Consider the following 21762-nt stretch of genomic DNA (forward strand, 5'->3'; position numbering starts at 1 on the left):
ATCTATTCCTGCCTTTTTATAAACTCTTGTGAAAATTCTGAATAGGCCTGAGAACCTTTTGAGTTGATCGCATATTCAAAAATTGTCTGACCATAGCTCGGCGCTTCCGCCAGCCGGACATTTCTCGGAATATAGGTATTATACACTTTGTCCTTGAAATATTCCTTTACTTCATCCACAACCTGAAGCGAAAGATTGGTACGGCCGTCGTACATGGTCATTAAAACGCCCTCAATTTCCAGCTTGGGGTTTAGCCCTTTTTTTACAAGCCCGACGGTATTCATCAGCTGACCAACCCCCTCCAGCGCATAGAACTCACACTGGATCGGTATCAAGACTGAATCGGAGGCTGCCAGAGCATTGATGGTTAAAAGCCCCAGGGACGGCGGACAATCAATGAAAATAAAATCATAAAAATCCTGAACACTCTCAAGGCTGTGTTTTAATCTCAGCTCACGCTGACTCATGTTTGTCAGTTCAATTTCACTTCCCGCCAGTTCAAGATTAGATGGGAGGATGTGAAGGTTTTTGTACGAGGTTGTCAGGATAATCTCTTTGGGATCATCCCCGACAATGAGCGCGTCATAAATACTTTTTTCCAGCTCATTTTTATTGATGCCGAAGCCACTGCTTGTATTCCCCTGGGGATCGGTATCAACGGTCAGTACTTTATAATTCATCATGCTTAACGCAGTGGTGAGATTCATGGTTGTCGTTGTCTTTCCGACACCACCCTTTTGATTAAAAATCGCAATAGTTTTTGCCATATCAGGGTCCTTTCCAATATGTTTCACGTGAAACATACATAATCTCGGCACAGTTTGTACTCTAATATTATAATAAACAACAGACTGGTTTGTCCATTTTTTATTGGTATCTTAATTATTTTTTTGCATAAAAATGCTTCTTCATCGTGAAGAAGCAAAATGTTTTTTAATTCTGTTACTCCCTACTTCGGAATAATAATTTTTATTTCGACGCAGTCTTCCCGCTCGATTTCTTTATACTCTGCCGTGTTACGGCTTTCCTTAACAGCCTTAAATGCAGTCTTGATTGTGTTGATATAGATCTGAGCGTTGATAAAAGATTTGACCCTGGCCTTTTTTTCCGACGTCAGCTTTTCATCATAATTATTTGTCAGGACATCCTTACGGATTTTCTCAACCAATTCCTCGGTTTTTTTGACGGTCATATCTTTTTTGACGACCTGTTTCAAAACTTCTTCCTGAAGCTCTGTATCCGGGATTCTCAAAAGAGCCCGAGCGTGCCGCTCTGTCAAATTGTTTTCAGTCAATGTATCGATAATGGATGGATCCAGCTTTAAAAGGCGAATTTTATTCGCGACGAAGGACTGGGATTTTCCAAGAAGCTCGGCAATGCGGTCCTGCGTTAAATTATAATATTCCATGAGCTGCCGGTAGCTTTCAGCCTCCTCAAAATAAGTCAGGTCTTCACGCTGAACATTTTCCATAATCGCGATCAAAGCGGAATCCTGATCAGACATTTCCACAATGATGGCTGGGATGGTTTCCTCCCCTGCTACCTTACTGGCTCTCAGCCGACGTTCACCAGAAACCAGTTCATAAAACTCATCACTGATCTTCCGAACCTGGATGGGCTGAATGATACCAAAGGATTTAATGGATTCCGCCAGCTCGGTAATAGCAGAATCCTCAAAATGTTTTCTTGGTTGATTTGGATTTGGAAGGATTTTATCAACTGGTATCTGTTCAACATTTGATTCAATAATACTCTTCATTTGATTATCTCCTACATGTGTTTCATATGACATGTTTCACGTGAAACATCTTAACCCGGAAAAGGTTCCTTTTTAATTTTACCAAAGGATCTCGGAAACTTCTCCGGTGTGATTTTAACTTTGTCAATTAATATTATAACATGAACCAAGTCGCTTTGCAGTAACAAACAGGATTCTATTCCGGTTATTTTTCCGCCAAGGACCTTAATCGCCTTTTCTCCATCATCCATCTCATCCAGGTAGTTTTTTCCTTTAAGGGCAATAAACTGGCCTCCCTTTTTCACCAATGGCAGGCACAGCTCCGAAAGCAAACATAAGTTCGCCACCGCCCGGGATACAATACAGTCATAGCTTTCCCGGTAGGCAGGATTTTTTCCAAATTCCTCCGCTCTGCCGTGAAGAAATTCCACGTTTCTTATTCCTATCTCGGCACAGATATTTTCAATGAGCTTCAGCTTCTTACCCGTAGCGTCCATCATGGTGATTTCCGCTTCTGGAAGCATAATCGCAAGGGGCACTCCTGGAAAACCACCGCCAGTGCCTACATCTAAAATTGATTTCGCATCGTGGTGAATAAATCGAAGACAGGTGAGCGAGTCGATTAGATGCTTTTCAATAAACTCATCCTCATCCGTAATCCGTGTGACATTGATCTTTTCATTCATAACGAGCAGTTTTTCCATATAAAGGACCATCAGACGGCTTTGCGTTTCGTCAATGTCAATTCCGCATTTTTCACCGGCAGCGATCAGCTTTTCAACATTATTCATTTTTATCTCCCTCTGCCGGCGCCTGTCTTCGGTTTTGTTCCAGATAAATGAGCAGGACCGATAAATCCGCCGGGGATACGCCAGAAATACGTGAAGCCTGTCCCATGGATTTTGGCTGAATATCTGTCAGCTTTTCAACCGCTTCAAGTCGAAGCCCGCCGATGGCGCTATAGTCAATATTTTCTGGTATGAGCTTTTTTTCCATTTTCTTAAACTGCTCGACCTGGGCAATTTGTTTTTTTATGTAACCGTCATATTTAATCTGGACTTCTACCTGCTCGCACACAGCGTCAGAAAGAACCGGACGCTCAGGGTCAAGCTCGGCGGTATTGGCATATCCCACCTCTGGTCGGCGGATAAGCTCTGCCAGGGTTACGCCGCTTTTAATGGGTGAACTTCCAATACCTTCGAGTACCTTGTTTGTATGTTCACCGGGTTTAATAGTTAACTGGGTTAACCTTTCCTTTTCCCGCTCAACCGCTGCTTTTTTTTGCAAAAATGCCGAATAGCGTTCATCTGAGATCAGTCCAATCTCATGGCCAATGGGTGTTAACCGCAAGTCAGCATTATCCTGACGTAAAAGCAATCGATACTCTGAGCGGGAAGTCATCATGCGGTAGGGCTCTTCTGTTCCCTTGGTGATAATATCATCAATCAAAACGCCAATATAGGCCTGCGAGCGGTCAAGAATAACCGGCTCCTTTCCCTCGATGGCGCGCACAGCATTAACACCGGCAATGAGTCCCTGCGCCGCAGCTTCCTCATAACCGGACGTCCCGTTAATCTGCCCCCCGAAGAAAAGACCTTTAATATCTTTAGATTCCAGGCTGGCCTTTAACCGGGTGGGATAGATACAATCATACTCGATGGCGTAAGCTGAACGCATAAACTCGACATTCTCCATTCCAGGGACCGTGCGGTAAAGAGCGATCTGAACATCCTCAGGAAGGCAGGAGGACATGCCCTGCACATAAACCTCGCTGGTGTTCAGCCCCTCAGGCTCCATAAAAATCTGATGCTTGGGTTTATCGGCAAAACGCATGACCTTGGTCTCAATGGACGGGCAGTAGCGCGGACCGACCCCGACGACATCCCCAGTATACAGTGGAGAACGCTCCATATTTTCATTGATAATCCGGTGGGTTTCCTCGTTAGTGTAGGTCAGGTAGCAGGGTACCTGGTCAATTTCAATTTTCTCCGTCTCAAAGGAAAACGGAACGATTTTTTCATCACCGTTCTGAATCTGCATTTTGGAGTAATCCACAGTTTTTCCGTCTACTCTGGCAGGCGTGCCTGTTTTAAAACGCTGCAGTTCAATGCCCTGTTTAAGAAGGCTGTCTGACAGCTGCATGGCAGGAAAAAGACCATTTGGTCCGCCGTCGTACTGAACCTCGCCAATAAAAATCTTCCCTTTAAGGTAAGTACCGGTACAGATCACGCAGGCCTTGCATTGATAAACGGCTCCGGTCTGCACCTCTACTCCGGTAATGCTTCCGTCTTCCACAATAATACGGGTAGCCTCCTGCTGCTTTAACAGCAGATGCTCCTGATTCTCGATCACTTCCTTCATCCGGAACTGATAAGCCTTTTTATCCGCCTGTGCCCGTAAAGAATGGACTGCCGGACCTTTACCTGTGTTCAGCATCCGGCACTGGATCATGGTAGCGTCAATATTTTTACCCATCTCGCCGCCCAGAGCATCGATCTCACGTACAAGATGCCCTTTACCCGTTCCGCCGATGGATGGGTTGCAGGGCATCATGGCAACAGAATCCAGATTGATGGTTAATAATAAGGTTTCAAAGCCCAGACGCGCAGCCGCCAGAGCTGCTTCGGCGCCGGCGTGTCCGGCGCCGATGACAACCACGTCAAAGCTTCCTCCCTGATAGTTCATGGTATTCCTCTACTTTCCAATACAAAAATTCTTGAATATCTGATTGACAATATCCGAACCTACCGAACGTCCGGTAATTTCGCGGATCTTTTCAAGCCCGTCCTTAATATCAATGGAGACAAGCTCCAGCGGCATTCCCATATCGATGGTTACAAGAGCGTTTTTAAGACAGGTCATGGCCTCCTCCAGCAGATGGACGTGACGCACATTGTTGACGATATAATCTGCCTCCTGATCCACAGAACCGCCCATAACCATTTCGAGCATCTTATCCTTGAGCACCTCGATGCCCTCATCTTCTTTTAAGGACAGCGGCAGCCACCCTTCGGGAATATCCCGGCCCTCTATCCTACTGTCTGTTTTATTGGCGATAAAAAGGGTTTTTGACGGGTCCAGCTCCTCGATAAGCATTTTTTCCTCATCGGAGAAGGGACGGCTGAGGTCTGTCATAAATAGCACCAGATTCGTATTTTTAATGAGCTGGCGCGATTTTTCCACACCGATCTGCTCAACCAGGTTATCCGTCTCACGGATACCGGCGGTGTCGATAATTTTAAATGGAATGCCGCCGATATTGATATATTCCTCAATAATATCCCGGGTTGTTCCAGGAATCTCTGTAACAATGGCTTTGTTTTCCATCAAAAGCGTATTGAGCAGGGAGGACTTTCCAACATTGGGCTCTCCAAGAATCGCAGTGGTAATCCCCTCGCGATAGATTTTTCCGGTCTCGGACGCTTTGAGCAGCGCATCCACCATGTCCATGGCCTGATGGATGTGGTCATTCAGATAGGCGGTGGTCACCTCCTCAATATCGTATTCTGGATAATCTATGTTGGCCTCCACATTTGCCATGACATCAATGAGCAATGCGTCGATGGCGTCCAGACGCTGAGAAAGCTTTCCTTCAAGCTGACCAACGGAATACTCCAGGCTCTTTTCAGTTTTGGCCGAAATAATATCCATGACGGCTTCGGCCTGGGCTAAATCCAGCCGTCCGTTTAAAAAGGCGCGCTTGGTAAATTCGCCCGGCTCTGCCAGACGCGCACCTGATCGGATAACCGCGTCCAAAATTTTTTTTAGCGACACAATGCCCCCGTGGCAGTTGATCTCCACCACATCCTCGGCGGTGTAGGAAAAGGGACCTTTCATTTTTGAGACCAGAACCTCGTCGATGATCTTTCCATTCTCAGGCTCAAGGATATTGCCGTAAAGCAGCTTGTGCGATTCTGCGTCCTCCACAGTTTTACCAGCATGATTTACAAAAAGCCGGGTGACAATGGACACCGCTTCCGGTCCGCTGACGCGTATAATGCCAATGCCCGCACCGCCAAGCCCAGTGGCAACCGCTGCGATGGTATCTTCATTTAATAATGCTTCGTTCATTTTTATTTCCTTTACTCGTTTTAACAATTAACAATAAATAATTTCAAAAATTGTTCATTGGTAATGGCTAATGAGGGTCTTAATTCAGAAAAAACACTTTAATTCTATGAGAATCAAAGTGTTTTTCCCTAACATTATAGCATAGTTTTTTAAATAAACCTATAACAGGACAAGCATACCTTACTTATCCTTTAGCTGAATAACGACATGGCGGTAAGGCTCATCACCCTCGCTGAAGGTAAAAACCTTATCGCTGTTCTGAAGCTTTGCGTGGATGATTCGTCTTTCAGACGGATTCATGGGCTCCAGTGACATTTTCTTTCCGTAACGCACAGCTTTTGAGGCCATTTTTTCAGCCAGCGCTTCCAAAGTTTTCTGGCGCTTGCTGCGGTAATTTTCCGTATCCAGAACCACGCGGATATACTTTTCACCAGAACGGTTGACCACCAGGCTTACCAGATACTGAAGAGAATCCAGTGTCTGGCCTCGACGGCCAATCAAAATGCCCATATCCTTTCCCTCAAGCTCAACATGAAGCACATCGTCTTCCAAATGTGAGGTGATGGTACAGGGAATATTCATGGCATCCAGCATTTCGCCCAGAAAAACCTCCGCCTTTTTGCCTGCATTGTTTAAAACAGTGACCTCGACAACCGCTTCCTTTTTTCCAAAAATACCAAAAACGCCGGATTCCGGTACCTGAACGACGTTGGTTTCCACCTCGTCCAGCGTTACGCCCAATTCTTTTAAACCTGCATTAATGGCATCTTCAATGGTTTTTCCTTTACCAACTACCATTTTATTCATGATTCTTCTCCTTAGCAGATATCCTGACTCCGGCCAGGGACCAGAGCCTCATTCCCATAATCCTATTTGTTTTTTGGCTCTTCCACCGAAGCATCCCTTTCAGGAATTTTAGTGATGGTCTGGCGTTTTACCTTTTTACTGGAAGCCGGTCTTGTCAAAGGCTTTTTGTCGGTCGGCTCCTCCTTCTTTTTCACTGGCTTGCCGGACTGAGCCGCCATGGCTTCTGCTCTGGCTTCACTCTGCTGCTTGCGTTCTTCCTTTTTCTTTTTGATCTCTTCTCGTTTTGCTTCTTCAACACGTCTTTCAGCTTCACGCGGGTCGATCTTTTCAGCAGGCTTGCGCAGCATGATAAACTGCTGGACAAAGGTAAAGACGTTCTGAACAACCCAGTACAGCGCGACACCGGCCGGCATGCCAATGGCTGCGAAACCGATGAAAATCGGCATGATGTAAAGCATCATGTTCTGGGTTTTTTCAGCAGATGGATCCATGGTTCCCTTCTGTACAGACATGGTAAACTTCTGTGTAATAAAGGTAAAGACCACACAAAGAATTGGCAGAATGTACCATGGGTCCGGGTTCCCTAAATCAGGAATCCATAAAAACTGCTGGCTGATGGCTAAAACATCACCGTTTGTAAATACCCATTTCCCAGGATCTCTCAGAGCTCCAAACAAAGCGTAAATAATGGGCAGCTGGATCAGAAGCGGAAGACAGCCCGCCATCGGGCTGACATTATAAAGCTTGTACAGCTTCATGGTCTCCTGATTGAGCTTTTCTGGATTATTTTTATACTTTTTCTGCAGCTTCTGCAGTTCAGGCTGTAACGCCTGCATTTCTCTCATGGATTTTGTCTGCTTGATGTTCAGTGGTAAAATACAAAATTTTACCAGGATAGTAAACAGAATGACGGCCACGCCATAATTCTGAACAAGATTATAGATTTGAAACAGTACAAACCCAAATGCCTGATATAAAATATGCATGCAATAGCTCCTTTAAAATTTCCCCTGAGATTTTCAGGGGAGCGGATCATAGCCTCCCGGATGAAAGGGATGGCATTTTAAAATTCTTTTGGTACCGAGGAACAGTCCTTTAAAAATACCGTACTTCACTACGGCCTGGTAGCAATACTCTGAACAGGTTGGTAAAAATCGACACGAATGCGGCAGACAGGGCGAAATATAGCGCTGATAGCCTCGTATCAATTTTAAAATAAACCTTTTAATCATGATCCTGCCTCATAAGATTCTTCTTATAAAATAAATGCTTTAAAGATTTTTCAATAACCGGATATTTTTCATCTTTACAGCTGGCTTTGGCAATTAATACTAAATCATATCCCAGTGCAAACTGATTTTCATTAAGCCTGTAGGCTTCTTTGAGCTGTCTCCTGATACGGTTGCGCACAACCGCGCGGTTGGAAACTTTTTTGCTCACTATGATACCCAGACGATTGGTATCTTTCCCATTTTTTAAATAATGCATCACAAGATTACGATTGCCAAAGACCTTCCCTTTTTGGTACACAAGCTTAAAGTCTTTCTGCTTTTTTAATGTACAAATTTTTGCCAAAAAGATTACTCCTGACATTGAGTTTTTACCCGATTTACAGGTAAGCCACAGTAAACAAAAGACCGTTCAAGAAGCTTAAACGGTCCATACAAGTCTATGCAGATAATTTTGCTCTACCTTTTGATCTTCTTTTCTTTAAAATCACGCGACCACTTGTGGTAGACATTCTTTTTCTGAAACCATGTTCTTTTTTACGTTGTCTTACTTTTGGTTGAAATGTTCTTTTCATTACGACACCCCCTGACTTTCCGATTTATCATCATTTAGTTTTCATAAGCATATTAGACTTTTACTTTAGGATTATATAATTTTGGCTCTCTGTTGTCAAGAAATTTTCTCAAAAAGGCATGTTTTCCTTTGTTTTTTTCATGGCATCTGTAATGGTATTTTTTGTTCTAAACTGGTAAAAACCCATTTTTTTATCCACAATCTCCTTTAATCTTATTGAATTATCCACAGGACTTTGTTATACTGTACTATACTGTTAATAAGTATCTAAACTTTTCCACAGCTTTCGTTTTTTGTTTATTAGTTTATGGATAAGCTGTGCACAATTTGATAAAAACTCTGAAACCGGCTTGTTTAGGCGGTTTTTCTTGCGGATAAATACTTATTTTTTTATTAACATTTGTGTTTACAATTAAAATAATTTAACACCTGTGCACAACTCTGTTTAACTTTTGTGCATAAAATCTTAATTAAACGACCCTAATACTCAAAAACAAATCGGAGGTTGACTTGTGGATGATTCAATTGTAAAAATCTGGGAGAAAGCGCTGAGCCTTATTAAGGAAGAGATGTCTGAGCTCAGCTACAATACCTGGTTTACGAATACAAAGCCGCTAAAAATAATCGGCGGCACCTTTTATCTTATTTCAGATAATGATTTTGAACGCGGCATGCTTGAAACCCGCTACAAGGCTTTGATTACCAACGCACTGAGCCAGGTGATGGAACAGGAATGCAAAGTCCAGATCGTTTTATCCGAGAAGGAAGTGCCGGATATTGCTGAACAAAGCGCTCCCATGCCCAAAAATGAGGGAAACACCAAGACTTCAAACAACGGCGGCAGTATGAATCCCAAATATACCTTTGAAAAGTTCGTCATCGGTGAAAATAACCGATTTGCGCACGCTGCCTGCGTCGCTGTATCAGAAGCGCCCTCAGAACGCTACAATCCTCTGTTTATTTACGGAGGTGTCGGTCTTGGGAAAACCCATCTTATGCAGGCCATCGGGAATTATATTCTCTCCTATGCGCCCACCAAAAAAGTGGTTTATGTGTCCTGTGAAAAATTTACCAATGAATTCATCGACGCCATCCAGAACCAGAACAACATTGACTTCAGAAACAAATACCGCAACGTGGACATCCTGCTCATCGACGATATCCAGTTCCTTGCCGGCAAAGACGGAACACAGGAGGAATTTTTCCATACCTTCAATGCCCTTCACGAGGAAAACAAGCAGATTGTCATCAGCTCAGACCGCCCGCCAAAGGAAATTCCAAAGCTGGAAGAGCGCCTGCGCTCACGCTTTGAGATGGGCTTGATCACAGATATCTCCGCTCCGAACTTTGAAACGCGAATCGCCATCCTGCGTAAAAAAGCCGAATCCTATAAGGAAGAGATTCCAAACGATGTGCTCAGCTTTATCGCGGACAGCATACACTCAAATATCCGCGAACTGGAGGGCGCTTTAACCACAGTGGTCGCTTACTCCAAGCTTCACGGCGAGCCCATCTGTCTGGAAACAGCCAAGGACGCCTTAAAGGATATCTTCAAAGCCAAGGAAAACATTGTCATCAACAGTACTTATATTAAGGAAATGACCGCCAAATACTTTAATGTCACCATTGAAGATATCGACTCCAAAAAAAGAACAAAGGCTATTTCCCTTCCCCGCCAGGTCGCCATGTACCTTACCCGCGATTTAACCGACCTTTCTCTTCCAAAGATCGGCGAAGAATTTGGTGGCCGTGACCACTCCACGGTCATCCACGCCTGTCAGAAGATCAACGAAGAAATGGAAGCCAACACAGATTTTAAAAACCTGATTATCCGCATACAAAAGGAAATTACAGGTAACTGACGCCGAGCCCAAATTTTTGCTCTGCGGAACGTCCTTTATCTGTTGTGGATAACCGGATTTTTCTCAACACGGAATACCTTGGTTTATCCACACCTTGTCCACTGTGAATCATCTCAAATTCCAGCAGTCTTTCGCTGTTTTCTGAGTTATCCACAGTCCGCACATCCCCTACTACTATTATTACTAAAATAAATACTTATATATTATTTAATATTCAGGGAAGCAGCCTTCCCAAAAGAGAGGTGCCTTTATGAAATTCAGCTGCTCACGCGACGCGCTTATCAACGCTTTATCCATTGCCCAGAAAGGGGTATCCAATAAAACCACCCTTCCTGTGCTTGAGGGAATCTTGTTTCAGGTATACAATAATCAATTAGTCTTAACTTCTACCGATTTGGAAATCGGCGTTCAAACCAGTATTCCAGCCAATGTAGACATGGATGGTGAGATTATTTTATCATCCAATTTAATCACAGAAGTGATCCGAAAATTATCGGGAGAAGAGGTTTTTTTCCAAAAAGACGACTCAAACCAGGTAAAAATCGAATGTCTTCTGTCAAACTTTACCATTAAAGGATTCCCCACCGATGAGTTTCCAGAATTTCCGGAAGTCATTGAGGAGCACAGTTTTGTCATTGAAGCAGGCGTTCTGAAAGAAATGATCCGCGGCACCATCTTTTCAGTGGCTGTCAGCGAAAATATTCCAGTGCTCACTGGTCTTAAAATGGAAATTGAAAATGAGGCTATCAGCTTAATCGCTCTGGACGGCTATCGTCTTTCCCTGAAAAAGGGTAAGCTTAAAGAGCCCATTGACGGCAGCATTTCGGTCATTATTCCGGGAAAGAGCATGAATGAGCTTAACAAGCTGTTATCCGGCTATAATGAAAATGTTATTGTGAAATTTTCAAAAACCCAGATTTTCTTTGAAATGGGCAATACCCAGTTCACTTCCCGCCTGCTGGAGGGTGAGTTCATCAATTATAAGCACATCATCCCAACAGAAAAGGCTGCTCAAGTCAAGGTTTCCAGAAAGCTTTTGCTGGAGAGCAGCGAGCGCGCCGCCCTTTTGGCGAGAGAGGGTAAAAACAACCTGATTAAAATGGATTTTAACATTGATCAGTTGATTTTGACCTCCAATGCTGAAATCGGGGATGTCTTTGAAGTGATTCCCATTGAAAATCAGGGCGATCCTATCAAAATCGCTTTTAACTCTAAATTTTTCATCGACGCGCTGAAGGTTATCGACCGGGATGAGATGAGTATTGAACTGACTACCTCTGTCGGACCGGCGGTTATCGTGCCCGCAGACGGTTCAGATGAATTTATTTACCTGATTCTGCCAGTCCGGATCGCTGAGGAAGCCTGAGTTTTTTTATCCCAGAGAAAAACCTGTATTATCATTAAGAAAAATCATGATTTTAAAGGATTTGTTTACAAATCCTTTTTTATTTGTGGTATACTATCCTATGTATGCGATTTTTATTGCTGTTTTTCGAGCGTATTTCCAATTTTAAGGGGAAAACGCGAGAAAAACTATTTTTTAAAAGGCTTACAAACTTAAAGAGGAATAAATATGGAAATTATTGAAATTAACACGGAGTTCATAAAGCTGGATCAGCTTCTTAAGTTTGCCGGGCTGGTTGGTAATGGCAGCGACGCAAAAATGGTGATTCAGGATGAAATGGTGCGCGTAAACGGAGAAATCTGTACCATGCGCGGTAAAAAACTTCGTCCCGGAGATGTGGTTGAGGTGGAGGACGCCGGAAGCTTTGAGGTTGCCGCCGCCCAATGATTCTCACCAGGCTGCACCTCGTCCATTACCGGAATTATAAGGATGAAACCTTTGAATTCTCACCGGGTATCAATGTAATCTGCGGACAGAATGCCCAGGGAAAAACCAACTTAGTCGAGAGCGTTCACCTGTTGTCCAGAGGCTATTCCCACAAGACAGGAACTCTGGCGGATATGGTGGGCTTTGACGAATCCGGTTTTTTTGTAAAAGCGGATATTGTCAAGAAGGACATCACCCACAGCCTGTCCGTTAAGATGCAGGATAAAAAAAAGACTGTTCTTTTAAATGGTAAGAAGGAAACCAGGCGTGACGCTGTGCTGGGTGTCCTGACCACCATTCTTTTTGAACCCGACGACCTGAAAATCGTGAAAGAAGGGCCAGAAAAAAGAAGGCGTTTCATGAACAATGAGATCAGCGGGTTCAAGCCAAACTACCCCTATGTTTTAAAGAATTACGCCAAAATACATAATCAGCGCAATGCACTGCTCAAAGAAATAAAGTATGACAGTACCCTGGCCCTTACCCTGGATTCCTGGGATGAGCAGCTGGTCAAATACGGCGCTGTGCTTATGCGCTACCGCATTGATTACCTCAGGCGGCTGAACATAAAGGCCCGTGAGCTTCACCGTGAGCTCAGCGGCGGCCGTGAGGAGCTGGTGCTCTTTTATCAGAATAATGTTCTTGAAAATCCCCAGGAGTTTTCAGACCTTGAACGGATTTTTAAAGAAAAGCTACAGGCCTCCAGACAGGAGGACATTGCCCGTGGATCCACCACCTACGGGCCTCATGTGGATGATATCATGATTCACTTAAACGGTAAGGATGCAAAAAAATACGGCTCACAGGGACAGCAGCGAACAGCTGCTATTTCTTTGAAGCTTTCTCAGATTGAAATTTACAGGGAGAGCACCGGGGATTACCCAGTGGTGCTCCTTGATGATATTCTGTCCGAACTGGATGACAGACGCCAGCGCAATATTCTTTCCATTCTGGGAAAGACCCAGGCTTTTATCACCTGCACGGACCCATCTTTTATCGAGCATTACAGCGAATACCCATCAAAAATTTTTAGGATAGAGGATGGAAAACAATTAAAAGTTGAGAGTTGATAATTGATAGTTGATAGTTGGGAACAAAAATGCTTTGCATTTTTGATTTAAATCAAATTCGCACAGCGAATTTGTACAATAACTATCCACTATTCACTATCATCTATCCATTAATAAACGGAGGTTTTTATGTCAGACAATTTAAAAAATGAACAAAACGGCTATACAGCTGACCAGATACAGGTGCTGGAGGGCCTTGAGGCTGTCCAGAAAAGACCTGGGATGTATATCGGGAGCACCGGCAAGCAGGGGCTTCACCATCTTGTCTACGAAGTCGTGGATAACTCCATTGATGAGGCCCTGGCGGGTTACTGTAAGAATATTGTGGTCACCATTGATAAAAACAATGGTATCACTGTTGTGGATGACGGACGTGGTATTCCGACAGGTATGAACCACAAAATGAAAAAGACTGGGGTTGAACTGGCTCTGACGGTTCTGCACGCCGGCGGTAAATTTGGCGGCGGAGGATACAAGGTATCCGGCGGTCTTCACGGTGTTGGGGTTTCCGTGGTTAACGCCCTCTCCTCTGAACTGACGGTTGAGGTCAAGCAGAACAAGAAGATTTACCATCAGAGTTTTGCCAAGGGTAAAAAAACCTCTGAGCTTGAAGTGACCGGCAATACCAACCGTACGGGCACCACGGTTCATTTCCAGCCTGACCCAGACATTTTTGACGAGCTGGTGTATGACTTTGATGTTCTGGAGCACCGCCTCAGAGAGCTGGCCTTTTTAAACAAAGGTGTCTCCATCACGCTGGCCGATGAACGTGAAGCTGAAAAGCGCAAGGAAACCTACTGCTACGAAGGCGGTATCCGTTCTTACATTGAATACATGAACAAGAATAAGGACCCCCTTTATGAACAGATCGCATATTATGAAAAGGAAATGGAAGATTACAGCTTGGAAATCGCTTTCCAGTACACTGCAGGCTATTCAGAAAATATCTATTCCTACGCCAACAATATTTACACACCTGAGGGCGGGAGCCATTTAAACGGGTTTAAGAGCGCCCTGACCCGTACCATCAACACCTATGCCAGAAAGAATAATTACATCAAGGGCAATGATAAAAACCTGACCGGCGAGGATGTGCGCGAAGGCCTGACAGCCATCATCAGCATTAAGCTGCTGGACCCGCAGTTTGAGGGCCAGACCAAAACCAAGCTTGGGAATCCTGAAGTCAAGGGGATCGTTGAAACCATTGTCGGTGACGAGCTCTCTGCTTTCTTAGAAGAAAACCCAACCATTGCTAAAACCGTTATCGAAAAAACACTGAGCGCCTCCAGAGCGCGCGAGGCAGCCAAAAAAGCACGTGAGCTCACCAGACGTAAAAGCGCCCTGGATACCACTGCCCTGCCGGGTAAGCTGGCAGACTGCCGTGAAAAAGACCCGTCCATGTCTGAGATATTTATCGTGGAAGGGGATTCCGCGGGCGGCTCGGCCAAATCTGGCCGCGACTCCAGAATTCAGGCGATTCTTCCCCTGCGTGGTAAGATCCTGAACGTTGAGAAATCCCGTCTTGACCGTATCCTGACAGCGGATACGCTGAAATCTATGATCACTGCCTTTGGCACAGGGGTCGGCGAGGACTTTAATGTTGAAAAGGCCCGCTACCACAAAATCATCATCATGACAGATGCCGACGTCGACGGCGCTCATATCCGTACACTGCTTTTAACCTTCTTCTACCGCTACATGCGTGGACTGATCGAGGAAGGTTATGTGTACATTGCCCAGCCGCCGCTTTTCAAGGTAGCCAGAGGACAGCATGTCGAGTATGTTTACAATGAAAAGGCTCTTGACAAAATGTTTGAGGATAAAGACCGCAGCAAATACACCATCCAGCGTTACAAAGGTCTTGGGGAAATGGACGCCCATCAGCTGTGGGAAACCACCATGGACCCCTCTGTCCGTATCCTGAACCGCGTCAACATCGAGGACGCCGCCTATGCCGACGAGGTATTCACCATTCTCATGGGCGATAAAGTACAGCCGAGAAAAGAGTTTATTGAGCGCAACGCGGCTAAGGTTAAAAATCTGGACATCTGACGCCGAATCCAAATTTTGAAAAAATTTGGCAGAACACGCAAAGGGAGCCGCCGCTCCCGGGTGTTCGGCAATGAGGCTAACGCATTTTGTATAAAAAATCATCCGAAAGATGATATAAGATTTTTTATGCAAAATACGATCATTTTAAACTTGGGAGTTAAACTAAAATATGGATGAAATTATAGAATATGACCGAATAAAAGAAGTAAATATTGAAGAAGAGATGAAGTCCTGCTATGTGGATTACGCCATGAGTGTTATCATCGGGCGTGCTCTGCCGGATGTGCGCGACGGTTTAAAACCTGTTCACAGACGTATTCTGTACGCCATGAGCGAACTCGGCATGACGCCGGATAAGCCGACCCGTAAATCTGCCCGTATCGTCGGGGAAGTTCTGGGGAAATATCACCCACACGGCGATATAGCGGTTTATGACGCCATGGTGCGTATGGCCCAGGAGTTCTCAACCCGATACATGACCATCTTCGGACAAGGTAACTTTGGCTCTATCGACGGTGACGGCGCTGCCGCCATGCGTTACACAGAAGCCAAGATGTCTAAAATCGCGCTGGAAATGCTGCGTGACATCAATAAGGACACCGTTGACTTTATCCCGAACTTCGATGAATCTGAGATGGAACCGGAAGTCCTTCCGGCCCGTGTTCCCCACCTGCTGGTCAATGGCTCTGCCGGGATCGCGGTCGGGATGGCCACAAACATTCCGCCGCACAATTTAGGCGAGGTGGTTGACGGCACCATCGCTTATATTGATAATCCGGACATTACCATCGATGAGCTGATGACCCATATCAAGGGGCCAGACTTTCCAACCGCCGGTATTTTGCTGGGAAAATCCGGTATTAAGGAAGCTTACCGTACCGGCCGAGGACGTATCAAGATACGTTCAAAGGTTGAGATGGAGACCACCAAAAAAGGCCGTAAACAGATTGTTGTCACCGAGATTCCTTATATGGTCAACAAGTCTAAGTTGGTGGAAAAAATCGCCGAATTGGTCAAGGAAAAGCGTGTAGAGGGAATCGCGGATCTCCGTGATGAAACAGACCTTAAAAAGGGTATCCGTATTGTCATTGAGCTCAAGCGCGACGCCAATGAGACCATTATTCTGAATCAGCTGTACAAGCATACACAGCTCCAGGATACTTTCGGGGTGATCATGCTGGCGCTGGTGGGCAATGAGTACGACAAGAAAAAACTTGAGCCAAAGGTTCTGAACCTGAAGCAGGTGCTGCACTACTATGTAGAGCACCAGAAGGAAATCATTACCAGAAGAACCATTTTCGATTTAAAGAAGGCTGAAGCAAGAGCGCATATTCTGGAAGGTCTGCGCATTGCCCTTGACAACATCGACGAAGTCATCGCACTGATCCGGGCGGCTAAGGACGGCAAGGAAGCCAAAATCCAGCTCATGGAACGCTTTGCTCTGACCGAAATCCAGGCACAGGCCATTCTGGACATGCGCCTCCAGCGCCTGACCGGTCTGGAACGCGAAAAGATCGAGGAAGAATACGCGGAGCTGCAAAAAATGATCGCTGAGTACAAGGCGATTCTGGCAGACGAACAGCTGGTATTAAACATCATCAAGGATGAGCTGACAGAGATCAAGGAAAAATACGGCGATGAAAGAAGAACCTCCTTTGACATCGACGTGGAAGACTTTGATGTGGAAGACCTCATCGAAGAGGAGGAAGTGGTCATTACCATGACTCACATCGGCTATGTTAAACGGATTTCAGCAGATACTTACCGCTCACAGAAACGCGGCGGCAAGGGAATCACTGCCCTCTCTACCCGTGAGAACGACTTTGTGGAACACCTCTTTACCACCACTACCCACCACTTCCTGCTGTTCTTCAGCAACAAGGGCAAGGTGTATCGTCTGAAGGCCTTTGAAGTGCCGGAGGGCGGCCGTACCGCAAGAGGGACTGCCATCGTGAATATTCTTCAGCTTGATCCGGATGAAAAGATCACGACCATGATTCCGGTTAAGGAATTTACAGCGGATAAATGCCTGATCATGGCGACCAAGCAGGGGATTATTAAGAAAACTGATCTCACCGAGTATGATTCTTCCAGAAAGAACGGCATCATCGGCATTAACCTGCGCGAGGGCGATGAGCTCATCAATGTCCGTCTGGTGGAAGAAAATGAGGAGATCGTCATGGGGACTCAGAAAGGTTATGCCATCCGGTTTGCCTCAGAAGAAGTGCGTCCGCTGAAACGTACCTCCATCGGTGTACGGGGGATTGAGCTGCGCGACGACGATGTGGTTGTGGGCATGGACATCGTATCCGATGATTTATTTGTGCTCTGTGTATCCGACAACGGCTATGGCAAGCTGACCTCCGGTGACCAGTACCGCTCGCAGAAACGCGGCGGCAAGGGTGTCCAGACCTATAAGGTCACCAAGAAAACCGGCGAGTTGGTTGGCTTCTGCGTCATCAGCCGAGATGGTGAGATCATGATGATCAACAACCAGGGCGTGGTCATTAAGCTGGAGGGCAATGACATCTCCACTGTTGGCCGTAATACCCAGGGCGTGCGCCTGATGAAGCTTCAGGCCGGAGAACAGATTGCGACCATTTCCAAAGTTTACAAGGAAGACCCGGAAGAAGATATTGAAGACGGCCAGGTTTCCATTATGGACGAGAAATAGAAAATGCTGATCAATCAAAAATACATTCAGATTAACAGAGAGGCGGCGGACTGCTTTCAAGCGATAGAGGCCGCCGCCTCTCCCCTTTTAAGGGATCATAAAATTGACGAGGCTTACATTGCAGCGGCCTGTGAGCGGGAGAAAATTTTTCCGACAGGACTGCCGACGTCCATTGGCGTCGCCATTCCCCACGCCGAGCCGGACAATGTGCTGGAGGAGGCTGTATCGCTGCTTACTTTAAAAAAACCGGTGGTTTTTCACGGTATGGGAGCGCCGGAGGAGCGTATCGAGGTCTCTATTGTCTTTCTTTTAGCCATAAAAGATGGTGAAAAGCAGATTGAAACGCTGCAGAAAATTGTCCTGATGATACAAGATGAAATGGTTTTACAAAAAATAGCAGGTGCAAAAAGTCCTGAGTGGATATATAATTTAGTAAAAGATATCGACGGGCTGGATTAGTTTCTCAGCCGATCGTTAAGATGATCATTAATAAGAGAGAGGTACTCATTATGAATTATAAAATTTCCCCATCAATGCTGAGCGCGGATTTTGCCAACCTGGACCGTGATTTGAAATCCGTGGAAGCCGGCGGGGCGGACTGGCTTCATGTGGACGTGATGGACGGCCATTTTGTTCCAAACATCACCATTGGGCCAGATCAGGTAAAATGCCTCCGTAAAACCATCGGCCTTCCCTTTGATGTCCATCTGATGATAAGCGAACCGCTGAAATACATCGAACGCTTTGCCGACGCCGGAGCAGATATCATCACGGTTCACGTCGAAGTCGAGGACGATACCAGAAAATGTATTGACCTGATTAAAAAATCCGGCTGCAAAGCAAGCCTGGTCATTTCCCCGGACACCCCCATCGAGGTGCTGGCGCCTTTTATGGACGACATTTCCATGATTCTGGTTATGGGCGTTTATCCTGGCTTTGGCGGACAGAAGTATATTCCTGAAACAACAGAGCGTTTAAAGGGAATCCGCGCCATGATCGGCGACCGTGATGTTGATCTGGAGATCGACGGCGGCGTGAGCTTTGAAACCCTGAGTACTGTTGTCGAAGCCGGCGCCAATGTCATTGTATCGGGCTCCTGCCTGTTCAGCGGCGATATGAAAGAAAATATCAGCCGTTTCAGAGAAATAATGGATGGTGTAAAGAGATGAAAACTGTTTTAGTGGCCTGCGGTGCCGCTGTGGCGACTTCTACCGTAGTGGCCAAAAAAATTGAAAAAATTGCGTCGGAAAATGGTGTTGAATTGAAGACCGTCCAGGCAAAGGCATCGGAGGTGGCTCAGAAGGCCGCTGAGATTAAGCCGGACATTATTGTATGTACCTGTCAGCTCGATGGCGACATTGATATTCCGGTCATGAATGGCCGTTCCTTTTTAACGGGCATCAATCTTCAGAAGACAACCGGCGAGCTGCTGGAAATTCTGAAAGGATAACAGACAGACGATTTTTTCGAATAGGATTTCATTTTTAAGCGGCTCCGGCCGCTTTTTTGTTATCCGAAAGTGGCTGAAAAGCGGCTTGTGTTTCGGAAAATTTAATGATACACTGTTTTATTAGAAACAGAATTTATTCAAAAGAAAGATATGGGACAAGCGAGATGAAGTTAAAAATCAGTCTGAGGATGACGACCTTTATTTTTTGTGCTCTGGCGATTATCGCGGCAGTTCTGTCTTTTATCAATACACAAAATGTTGACCTTAAGATTCGTGAACAGGCAGACCGGATGGAAAATCACAACCAGTGTGAAGATAAAATACTGGAATTCTCGAAAGCTTCTGATGATCTCACCACTGCCACGCGGCATTTTGTGGCAACAGGAGATCCGGTTTATATGAACCAGTACTGGCAGGAGGCCGATGAATCCCGCCATCGCGAGGACGCTGTAAACAGCCTTAATGCTCTAGGCATTAGTGAAGAGGAACGGACGCTTTTAAAAAATGCCATGGAGGCTTCCGACAGGCTCATGGAGACCGAAACCCTTGCCATGCGGTTAAAGGCCGACGCTGTTGGAATTCCAGAAAGCCAGATGCCTCCTGAAGTGGCGGCTTATGTCTATAAAAACGGTGAGGAGAGCAGCGGTCCGGAGGAAAAGGGACAGCTGGCCATCAAAAGTATTTTTAATAACACCTATGAAAATCAGAAAAAAGAAATCACAGACAATATAACGAGCTTCAGAAGCCAGCTTTACAACCGAAAAACCAGTGAGAATACCCTCTCTAACAGTGAGACAATGGGCTCGCTGAACCATATGCTGGTCTATAATTTTTTTCTGCTTTTATTACTGCTGGTCTTGTCTTTCTTTCTGCTGTTTTTTGTCACCACTCCCCTGCACCGCTATTATAAAAGCCTGAAAAATTCAAGGGAAAACAGTGCAGAGCCCTTAATCCCCGCAGGTTCTAAGGAGCTTCAGCAGTTCGCTGAGAGCTTTAACAGCATGGTAAAGGACTTAAAGAATCAAAATGCTGCGCTGCTTGAAAAGAGCCGGACCGACGGACTGACTGGACTTTATAACCGGGAAGCTTTTGATCTTTATATCAAGGAGACCATTGAAGCACACGGCGGCAGAATGGCCCTGTTTTTTATGGATATGGATGAGTTTAAAGGACTCAATGACCGGTACGATTACCTTGTCGGCGACCGGGTTCTGACAGAGGCTGGTAAAAAGTTGAGGGCTATTGCGGAAAAAAACAGCGGGATGGCCGCGCGTGTCGGCGGAGAGGAATTTGCCATGCTGCTGCCGTCTGTTAAGACACAGCTGGCAGCGCAAAAGACCGCAGAGCAGATTATAAAGGTTATTTCTGAGATAAAACCTGAGAGCAGCCGGAAAGCCCGGAAGGATTTTCCGGTATCTGTCAGCGTGGGGGTTTTGCTGTGGGACAGCCAGGCGGACGCTCTTCCGCTGCGTGAGGTGCTGCACCGCTCCGATCTGGCCTGCAGCCGTGCAAAACAGCAGGGAAAGGGACATTTTAAGTTTTACTACGCCAACGACAGCGATCTCCAGGCCATGCAGTATACCCAGGAGCACGAGCAGCAGGTCGAGGATGAAATGTACGGTGCCCTTGCCAGGCGGGAGTTTGAGGCGTACTATCAACCAAAATATAACATCGAAACCGGGGAGATCATGGGAGCGGAGGCGCTGGTAAGATGGAACCATCCGACCAGAGGAGTCCTCTCCCCGGCCCACTTTATACCGGTTTTTGAGGCCAACGGCTTTGTGGTCCAGCTGGATTTTTATATTTTTAAAAAGGTCTGCAGGACATTGGCCGGACAGTTTAAAAACAATGAGCCGGCAGTGCCAGTAGCGGTTAATTTTTCCAGCCGCCATTTTGCAAACCCCGGCTTTGCCGATGAAATCAGGCGTATTGCGGAGCTTTTGTCTGTACCGCCTTCCTTTTTGGAAATCGAGATTACCGAGACGGTGCTCATGGAAAACTGGGATGAGACCATTACCCAGACCTGTAAGCTTCGGGAGATGGGCTTCAGCGTCGCCCTCGACGACTTTGGAACAGGTTATTCCTCTATGGGCGTTCTTCAGGAGCTGCCCGTAGATGTCATTAAAATAGACAGAAGCTTTATCAACAGAGATTTGAGCGAACACCGCAACGCGATGTTTATCACCGGCATTGTCAATATTGCTCGGGTGCTGAACCTGAGAATCATCTGCGAGGGCGTGGAAACCCGGGAACAGGCCGATTTCCTGAAAAAGAACGGCGTCCTCTTTGTCCAGGGATACTATTATTCCAGGCCGGTCTCGGAAGCTGTGTTTAAGGAAATGCTGATAAAAAATAAAAGTTGACGATAAGGGCTGGAAGACCAGCCCTTTTTTGTATTCTTTTT

Annotated in this window: 21 protein-coding genes; 10 read left to right on the top strand and 11 right to left on the bottom strand. The window is 45.7% G+C overall.

Features of this window, described 5'->3' with window-relative positions; translation table 11 throughout:
* Positions 1 to 2: 2 nt before the first annotated feature.
* The 10 genes from CPZ25_RS13100 to rpmH all read right to left on the bottom strand — a co-directional run bounded on the left by CPZ25_RS13100 (position 3) and on the right by rpmH (position 8420).
* Positions 3 to 767, bottom strand: coding sequence for a ParA family protein (locus CPZ25_RS13100; protein WP_058696453.1), 765 nt, complete (start codon positions 765 to 767; stop codon positions 3 to 5).
* 182 nt (positions 768 to 949) lie between these two features.
* Positions 950 to 1759: a ParB/RepB/Spo0J family partition protein gene (locus CPZ25_RS13105; RefSeq protein ID WP_096918801.1), complete on the bottom strand. Its 810-nt coding sequence runs from the start codon at positions 1757 to 1759 to the stop codon at positions 950 to 952.
* Positions 1760 to 1809: 50 nt separating this feature from the next.
* On the bottom strand, positions 1810 to 2529 hold the full coding sequence (rsmG, locus tag CPZ25_RS13110; protein ID WP_096918802.1) for a 16S rRNA (guanine(527)-N(7))-methyltransferase RsmG: 720 nt from the start codon (positions 2527 to 2529) through the stop codon (positions 1810 to 1812).
* Positions 2522 to 4423 carry a tRNA uridine-5-carboxymethylaminomethyl(34) synthesis enzyme MnmG gene (mnmG, locus tag CPZ25_RS13115; RefSeq protein ID WP_074616394.1) on the bottom strand — a complete coding sequence of 634 codons (1902 nt, stop codon included), beginning with the start codon at positions 4421 to 4423 and terminating at the stop codon, positions 2522 to 2524. The genes rsmG and mnmG overlap by 8 nt, the downstream gene beginning before the upstream one ends.
* Positions 4424 to 4432: 9 nt before the next feature.
* Positions 4433 to 5809: a tRNA uridine-5-carboxymethylaminomethyl(34) synthesis GTPase MnmE gene (mnmE, locus tag CPZ25_RS13120; RefSeq protein WP_096918803.1), complete on the bottom strand. Its 1377-nt coding sequence runs from the start codon at positions 5807 to 5809 to the stop codon at positions 4433 to 4435.
* 180 nt (positions 5810 to 5989) lie between these two features.
* A complete protein-coding gene (gene jag / locus CPZ25_RS13125) occupies positions 5990 to 6616 on the bottom strand; it encodes an RNA-binding cell elongation regulator Jag/EloR (RefSeq protein ID WP_038353309.1) in 627 nt (208 codons plus the stop codon).
* 62 nt (positions 6617 to 6678) lie between these two features.
* Positions 6679 to 7602 (bottom strand): YidC/Oxa1 family membrane protein insertase, encoded by a 924-nt coding sequence (locus CPZ25_RS13130; protein ID WP_096918804.1) that lies wholly within the window; start codon positions 7600 to 7602, stop codon positions 6679 to 6681.
* A 33-nt stretch (positions 7603 to 7635) separates the two neighbouring features.
* Positions 7636 to 7848 (bottom strand): membrane protein insertion efficiency factor YidD, encoded by a 213-nt coding sequence (gene yidD / locus CPZ25_RS13135; protein WP_074616391.1) that lies wholly within the window; start codon positions 7846 to 7848, stop codon positions 7636 to 7638.
* Positions 7841 to 8191: a ribonuclease P protein component gene (rnpA, locus tag CPZ25_RS13140; RefSeq protein ID WP_224168776.1), complete on the bottom strand. Its 351-nt coding sequence runs from the start codon at positions 8189 to 8191 to the stop codon at positions 7841 to 7843. Before rnpA ends, yidD begins: the two co-directional genes overlap by 8 nt.
* Positions 8192 to 8285: 94 nt before the next feature.
* The gene (rpmH, locus tag CPZ25_RS13145) at positions 8286 to 8420 is read right to left on the bottom strand and encodes a 50S ribosomal protein L34 (protein WP_013378361.1); all 135 of its coding nucleotides are present in this window, start codon (positions 8418 to 8420) and stop codon (positions 8286 to 8288) included.
* A gap of 511 nt (positions 8421 to 8931) precedes the next feature.
* On the opposite strand from rpmH, the gene dnaA reads away from it, so the two are divergent.
* The gene (gene dnaA, locus CPZ25_RS13150; RefSeq protein WP_074616390.1) at positions 8932 to 10281 is read left to right on the top strand and encodes a chromosomal replication initiator protein DnaA; all 1350 of its coding nucleotides are present in this window, start codon (positions 8932 to 8934) and stop codon (positions 10279 to 10281) included.
* Here the strand turns inward: dnaA and CPZ25_RS20525 are convergent.
* Positions 10268 to 10435 (bottom strand): hypothetical protein, encoded by a 168-nt coding sequence (locus tag CPZ25_RS20525; RefSeq protein ID WP_167495231.1) that lies wholly within the window; start codon positions 10433 to 10435, stop codon positions 10268 to 10270. The two genes, dnaA and CPZ25_RS20525, sit on opposite strands and share 14 nt — an antisense overlap.
* A 96-nt stretch (positions 10436 to 10531) precedes the next feature.
* Between CPZ25_RS20525 and dnaN the strand changes: the two genes are divergently transcribed.
* The 9 genes from dnaN to CPZ25_RS13195 all read left to right on the top strand — a co-directional run bounded on the left by dnaN (position 10532) and on the right by CPZ25_RS13195 (position 21721).
* Positions 10532 to 11647 carry a DNA polymerase III subunit beta gene (dnaN, locus tag CPZ25_RS13155; protein ID WP_074616389.1) on the top strand — a complete coding sequence of 372 codons (1116 nt, stop codon included), beginning with the start codon at positions 10532 to 10534 and terminating at the stop codon, positions 11645 to 11647.
* A 207-nt stretch (positions 11648 to 11854) separates the two neighbouring features.
* Complete coding sequence (yaaA, locus tag CPZ25_RS13160; RefSeq protein WP_013378367.1) at positions 11855 to 12073, top strand: S4 domain-containing protein YaaA; 219 nt, start codon at positions 11855 to 11857, stop codon at positions 12071 to 12073.
* Positions 12070 to 13182 carry a DNA replication/repair protein RecF gene (gene recF, locus CPZ25_RS13165; RefSeq protein WP_096918805.1) on the top strand — a complete coding sequence of 371 codons (1113 nt, stop codon included), beginning with the start codon at positions 12070 to 12072 and terminating at the stop codon, positions 13180 to 13182. The genes yaaA and recF overlap by 4 nt, the downstream gene beginning before the upstream one ends.
* A gap of 129 nt (positions 13183 to 13311) precedes the next feature.
* The gene (gene gyrB / locus CPZ25_RS13170; protein WP_058692960.1) at positions 13312 to 15234 is read left to right on the top strand and encodes a DNA topoisomerase (ATP-hydrolyzing) subunit B; all 1923 of its coding nucleotides are present in this window, start codon (positions 13312 to 13314) and stop codon (positions 15232 to 15234) included.
* Between the two features lie 169 nt (positions 15235 to 15403).
* A complete protein-coding gene (gene gyrA, locus CPZ25_RS13175; protein WP_096918806.1) occupies positions 15404 to 17908 on the top strand; it encodes a DNA gyrase subunit A in 2505 nt (834 codons plus the stop codon).
* Positions 17909 to 17911: 3 nt separating this feature from the next.
* Positions 17912 to 18367: a PTS sugar transporter subunit IIA gene (locus tag CPZ25_RS13180; protein ID WP_096918807.1), complete on the top strand. Its 456-nt coding sequence runs from the start codon at positions 17912 to 17914 to the stop codon at positions 18365 to 18367.
* Between the two features lie 50 nt (positions 18368 to 18417).
* Complete coding sequence (rpe, locus tag CPZ25_RS13185) at positions 18418 to 19077, top strand: ribulose-phosphate 3-epimerase (RefSeq protein ID WP_243129303.1); 660 nt, start codon at positions 18418 to 18420, stop codon at positions 19075 to 19077.
* The gene (locus tag CPZ25_RS13190) at positions 19074 to 19358 is read left to right on the top strand and encodes a PTS sugar transporter subunit IIB (protein ID WP_058692964.1); all 285 of its coding nucleotides are present in this window, start codon (positions 19074 to 19076) and stop codon (positions 19356 to 19358) included. Before rpe ends, CPZ25_RS13190 begins: the two co-directional genes overlap by 4 nt.
* Before the next feature lie 164 nt (positions 19359 to 19522).
* Positions 19523 to 21721: a putative bifunctional diguanylate cyclase/phosphodiesterase gene (locus tag CPZ25_RS13195; protein ID WP_167495232.1), complete on the top strand. Its 2199-nt coding sequence runs from the start codon at positions 19523 to 19525 to the stop codon at positions 21719 to 21721.
* The last annotated feature ends 41 nt before the right edge of the window (positions 21722 to 21762 follow it).

This window comes from Eubacterium maltosivorans (genome assembly GCF_002441855.2).
GTDB lineage: Bacteria > Bacillota > Clostridia > Eubacteriales > Eubacteriaceae > Eubacterium > Eubacterium maltosivorans.